The 5,699-nt window shown below is 44.6% G+C and carries 5 protein-coding genes; 4 read left to right on the top strand and 1 reads right to left on the bottom strand.

Annotated features, from left to right (window positions below; all coding sequences use genetic code 11):
• Positions 1–281 precede the first annotated feature (281 nt).
• On the bottom strand, positions 282–2,186 hold the full coding sequence (locus V7K27_RS15415) for a chloride channel protein (RefSeq protein ID WP_334948610.1): 1,905 nt from the start codon (positions 2,184–2,186) through the stop codon (positions 282–284).
• Between the two features lie 455 nt (positions 2,187–2,641).
• Between V7K27_RS15415 and V7K27_RS15410 the strand changes: the two genes are divergently transcribed.
• The 4 genes from V7K27_RS15410 to V7K27_RS15395 all read left to right on the top strand — a co-directional run bounded on the left by V7K27_RS15410 (position 2,642) and on the right by V7K27_RS15395 (position 5,469).
• Positions 2,642–3,028 carry a hypothetical protein gene (locus V7K27_RS15410; RefSeq protein WP_334948608.1) on the top strand — a complete coding sequence of 129 codons (387 nt, stop codon included), beginning with the start codon at positions 2,642–2,644 and terminating at the stop codon, positions 3,026–3,028.
• 292 nt (positions 3,029–3,320) lie between these two features.
• Positions 3,321–4,481, top strand: coding sequence for a DUF58 domain-containing protein (locus tag V7K27_RS15405; protein ID WP_334948606.1), 1,161 nt, complete (start codon positions 3,321–3,323; stop codon positions 4,479–4,481).
• A 230-nt stretch (positions 4,482–4,711) separates the two neighbouring features.
• Complete coding sequence (locus V7K27_RS15400) at positions 4,712–5,077, top strand: ferredoxin thioredoxin reductase catalytic beta subunit (protein ID WP_334785402.1); 366 nt, start codon at positions 4,712–4,714, stop codon at positions 5,075–5,077.
• Complete coding sequence (locus tag V7K27_RS15395; protein ID WP_334948604.1) at positions 5,074–5,469, top strand: DUF309 domain-containing protein; 396 nt, start codon at positions 5,074–5,076, stop codon at positions 5,467–5,469. The genes V7K27_RS15400 and V7K27_RS15395 overlap by 4 nt, the downstream gene beginning before the upstream one ends.
• Positions 5,470–5,699: the final 230 nt, after the last annotated feature.

Raw genomic sequence — 5,699 nt, 5'->3', positions numbered from 1 at the left:
TCAATTGTCATTTGTCCTTTGTCCTTTGTGAAAACCAATGACTATAAATGGTCATTAGTCAATTGTCATTTGTCCTTTGTGAAAACCAATGACTAATGACCAATACTTCTCTACGAGAGGCTGCGCCAACGGCAACGCTACTTTGACCCTTCTCTACGAGACGCTGCGCGAACGGCGCTCAGGGCAACGCGTCGCTCAGTACAAGTCAGTACAAGTGACCAATGACCAATGACCAATGACCAATAACCAATGACCAATGACCAATGACCAATGACCAATGACTAATGACTAATGACTATATCTGTGGTGGGTAAGACTGGTAAATAGTGGCGAAGTGCCTTGCGCGTAACTGCTAAATTGCAGGTGAATGCAATTTGCTCTCTTTCTAGTAAACCCAAAATGCGATCGGGTTTGTCTCGTGCTACCACTGGCAATTGATGCAAACCTCGAAGATTCATTCGGTCTAAAGCTTCAGATAATAGTTCATCTTGCCATGCGTAGAGGATTTCAGTAGTACAAATGTCTATCAGGGTTTGACTGGATAAATTATCTGGAATTTCAGTTAGTGAATTTGGGTAAGTTTGCCAAAGAGCAAGGGCACGGTTAATATCTTCCAGAGAAACTATACCAACTAATTGCTCTGTTTCATCAATTACTAAAGCACTACGGACGCGATCGCGGCTCATTTCCACCGCTGCATCTAACACCCCCAGAGTTGCAGGTAGCTTTTTTGGACAGGGATACATGGCATCTTCTACCAAAATTTGCTGCACAATTTCCGCTTTTTCATCTTTCAATTCCGAAAGACCAATTTGTTGTAAGTTAGAGTTAGAGTTAAAAGTTGGTTTAATCCTTTCCACTAGCCAAACACTCAAACCCACAGCAGCCATCAACGGTAAAACAATCCGATAGTCGCGGGTTAATTCAAACAACATCAAAATAGCCGTTAATGGCGCTCTGACACTAGCAGCCAATACTGCTGCCATTCCTACCATTGCGTAAGCTGGGGGAGCCGCCATCTGATCGCAAATTGCCGGGAATGCCACAGCCAAAATTTTGGCGTAAGCTGATCCAAAAGAAGCACCTAAAAACATTGCTGGTGCAAACAAACCGCCAATGAAACCACTACCCGCACTAATTGCAGTTATCAATAACTTCACCACCAACAGCACCACCAACAGGTAAAGTGGAAACTCCACATCCTGAAGCATTGCTTCGACAGTTTCATAACCAACCCCCAGAATTTGCGGAAAGTGCAAAGCAACTGCGCCAATGATCACACCGCCAATAATTGGATGAATCGGCTGAGGAATTCGTCCCAAAAAGGCAAAACCAGGAACCTTACCAGCAAAGCAGGCTTTTGCTCCCCGAATTGATTGAGTATAAGCCAGAGAAACTAGACTGGCCCCTAAACCCAAGCCAAGGTAAAGGGGTAATTCCAACGGACTGCGGACTTGGTAAGCAGGTAAATCAAAAGCAGGTTGTGCCCCCAAACCAATTTGGGCAATTAATGCTGCTACTACCGCCGCTAACAACACCACACTGACAGCAGAAGTAGCGAAAGATGTAGCTCCCATCACCACCTCTAGGGCAAAAAACACTCCAGCGATGGGAGCATTAAATCCCGCCGCAAGTCCAGCCGCCGCGCCAGCACCCAACAACAAACGTTGTCGTTCTTGAGATACATTCAGGATCACAGAGAACAACATCCCAAAATTTGCGCCAATTTCTACACTCGGTCCCTCTGGTCCCAAAGAAGCACCGCTCCCTAAAGAAACAGATGCGGCCAACATCTTCGTAACTGGTCGTAGTGGTCGCCTAATCTCTGTTCCCTGAGAGGCGGCGATTAAAGATGAAAGTCCCGGGCCAAAATCTTGAGTGCGCCAGCGCATCAAGCCAACGATTAATCCGCCAAGGATGGGAACGCAGGCTAAAGTCCAAGCACCCCAGACGCCGATTTGACCCATTAAATTTTCCAACATCAGCTGGTGAATCAGTTGGATTAAATAGTGAAAGGTGACTACACCCATACCAGTACCACCGCCAATGAGCATGGCTAAAAACAGCACGACGGTTTCTGGGGATGGTTGAAAACGATTAATTAGGTGAGCTAAACGAGCAGAAGGTGTAGGAAAGGCAGGTTGTTCCGTTACCTTCCTCAGTTGAGTGGGAGGCAAGAGAGTCATTGAGAGGTGGGGTAAATGTAAGAAAAAATTTAAATTTTTATCTGTTACTTCTCATTGTGAGCCATTATTTAGCAACCAGACAAGTAGACTTTATTTGCTTGATTTATAAAGCTTTAGTAAAAAATGTCATTGTGCAAAATTTTTGTGAGGAGAATGGTTAAATGAGAGACAATTATTATTTAAGGATCAACGAGCGCTAGTGCGGTGCGAGTGGGCACCAACACTATTCTTTCTAGAGACAACAGAGTTTTTGGGGCTGGGTGGACGCACCCGCAAACATTAACTAGGAGTCATCCTTGCCTAAATCTAGCTATACTCGTGTTGCGACCATTGACTCATCCTTGGTAGTAATACAATATATGTATGATTTATGGCTGATGTCAGAGCATACATTGATCCCGATTCAATATATCTATTGTTATAGAGCGAGTAAATGGACTAGGCGGACGAGGTAAATGAATATACACACTTTTGATAATCATTATGTTACTTGCCCAATTTGCCAAAGAAATGCTACGCCCAAACCAGTTAAAACGCGCATGGGCTTGTTTTGTTGTCCCTATTGCCAGGAACGGCTAGTAGTCTGCCAAAGCGGTCATTATGTCCGCGATCCGTTTACTTGGAGACAATTGATGATTTCTTCGGCGCTACGTCGTCAAAGCCGACCTTTAGCGAGGATTGTCAGAGATTTTGTCCTGCTGAAGCGTCCGATGATCGCTTTGGCTGTAGGAAGTGCTATTTTCTTTAGTGCGCTCGCTCTGACTCAGGAAAAGACAAACTGCGATCGCCAAATCTTTCCCACAACAGAGAAAGTTAATCAACCAGGAAACAAATCTCAGTAAATGGATTACTTTGATATCAATCAAATTTTACTTTGGTTGTTGTAATTTTATAAGTAAATACTCCTGTAAAACCGTGTCTTAAGTTGATGTGCAAGCTAAATTGTATAACACGAAAACCCAAAAATATTGTAGTGCGGGCATCTTGCCCGCGTCCAATATAAGGAATTTCTGACGTTATAAATTGCGATCGCAGACATTCGTAAACCAACTTCTAGAGCGGTTTCGATAAGGATATCAGGCGCAACTCCTGAAACACTGTGAATTTCGGGTGTTATTGGGTTAAAAAAGAAACATGAAAATCATCAAACCCATCACCAATTGGTTAGAAACCCGCGCTTGTGCCCCTTCTTATAGCGGTTGGATACTAGCAGCAACCGCTATTTGTTTTTTTGGAGCAGGTATCAATACAATGGCTGGTTGGCTGTACGCCATTAGCGGCATCAGTTTTGCCCTTTTGGGTGTAGCAGCCATCTTACCACCGCGATCGCTCACAGGTTTATCCATCACCCGCCGTCCTATGCAGCCTGTGTCAGCCGGCGATGATCTAACAGTGGAATTAGAAATCCGCAATCAGACACAGCACCCAGTAAGCTTATTGAAAGTTGAGGATATGCTGCCCTTCGTCTTGGGGAAACCAGTACAAAAGGCTATCGAAACAATTTTTAGCCAAAGCAGTTACCGTTGGATATATTACCACCCTACTCAGCGTCGGGGTATCTATCGCTGGCACACAGTCGAACTGGGTTCTGGTGCGCCTTTGGGATTATTTTGGTGTCGCCGTCAGCGTGATTGTGCTGCAATGGCGATCGTCTATCCCACAGTGTTACCCTTGGCTACCTGCCCCTTAGTAGATGAAATGGGGCAAGAAGAGAGTAAAAAGGGCGATGCCCGTGGTAGACCCTTGCAGACAGCGACAACGGGGCTGGTGCGATCGCTCCGTCCCTACCGCATTGGCGATCCTACTCGTCTGATTCACTGGCGGACTAGCGCCCGCTATGGCGAATTAAGGGTGCGGGAATTAGAAATGGTGACAGGTGGACAAGAAATAGTTATTGCCCTTGACAGTGCTAGCAAGTGGGAAGATGAAAACTTTGAACAAGCAGTAATTACCGCAGCTTCGCTGTACTTTTACGCACAGCAGCAGCAATTAGAGGTGCAACTTTGGACAGCATCAACAAATTTAATTAAAGGCGATCGCTTTGTTTTAGAAACTTTAGCAGCAACCACAGCCTTAGAAGATGCCAGTTCAGTAGTTCCAAAAAGCTATCCCTTGATTTGGCTGACTCAAAACCCCTTGAGCCTTGCTTCTCTTCCTCAAGGTAGTCGCTGGGTTTTGTGGCCAAATATTTCCTCCCCAGCAGAACCAGAGGTAATCAATTGGGAACACCCTGGTATAGTTTTGCAAAGCGATCGCCCACTGCAACCCCAACTGCAAAAAACGTTACATTCATAAATATTGGGCATTGGACATTGGCCAAACAGGGCATTGGGCAAAGAATTCTTATAACTCCTAACTCCCCACTCCTAACTCCTAACTCCCCACTCCCTACTCCCTACTGCCCCACATATCAGCCTTTGAGCAAAGATAAAACAATTTGAACAGGTAAGGTTGGGGAAATACACCCAGTAATCCTCACATGATGCTGAGGTACAATGCAAAGAAATATTTAAATTATGAGCGACATGATCACATCAGAACATAACACAAAATCCAGCGATAAAAGCCTAGAGGCAATGCGACATTTTTCCGAACAATACGCCAAGCGTACTGGAACATATTTCTGTTCTGAACCTTCTGTCACCGCAGTTGTGATTGAAGGACTAGCCAAACATAAAGACGATCTAGGTGCGCCCTTATGTCCTTGTCGCCACTACGAAGATAAAGAAGCTGAGGTTCACGCCACATATTGGAACTGTCCTTGTGTACCCATGAGAGAACGCAAAGAGTGCCATTGCATGTTGTTCCTCACCCCTGACAACGAGTTTGCTGGAGAAAAACAAGAAATCTCTCTCGAAACAATTAAAGAAGTACGAGAGAGCATGGGATGAGCGAAATTATGCCCCAAGAGTTTTGGCAAGGCGTAGAACAGTTCAATTCTGGTCAGTTCTATGCCTGTCATGACACTTTAGAGGCTTTGTGGATTGAAGCTAGTGAACCAGAAAAAACCTTTTATCAAGGCATTCTCCAAATTGCTGTAGCGCTGTATCATTTGGAGAATCTTAACTGGCGAGGTGCAGTAATTCTACTTGGAGAAGGCGGCAATCGCCTGCGGCGTTACCCATCTAGTTACGGCGGGATTGATGTCGATGAGTTATTGAGTCAGAGCGCAGCATTGTTGACCACATTACAAAAAATCGGGCCAGACAAAATTACATCTGGTGATTTGGGTGAAAATCAAGTCTTATCTTTGCCTAGAATTGTGCTAACTACTGATTATTAATGAGTTGAAGTTGGGAAAAGTAGCTGCAATATTCGGCAGAATAACTAATTTTTGGAATAACCGCATTTTCAGCTTGGATGTTTGATTATAGATATTAGAGTTCCGAGTTCTGAGCTTACAGCAGTTTTCATGTACTTGAACCACATCTGTCGTAGGGGCACAGCACTGCTCATTGGTGTCAACTTAAGCAAAAAGTCAGCATAAGATGTAATCTAAGAACATTGCAATTG

This window comes from Nostoc sp. (genome assembly GCF_036919575.1).
Classification (GTDB): Bacteria; Cyanobacteriota; Cyanobacteriia; order Cyanobacteriales; family Nostocaceae; genus Nostoc.
The sequence above is the reverse complement of the archived record's forward strand: the minus strand, read 5'-3'. Positions and strand labels throughout refer to the sequence as shown.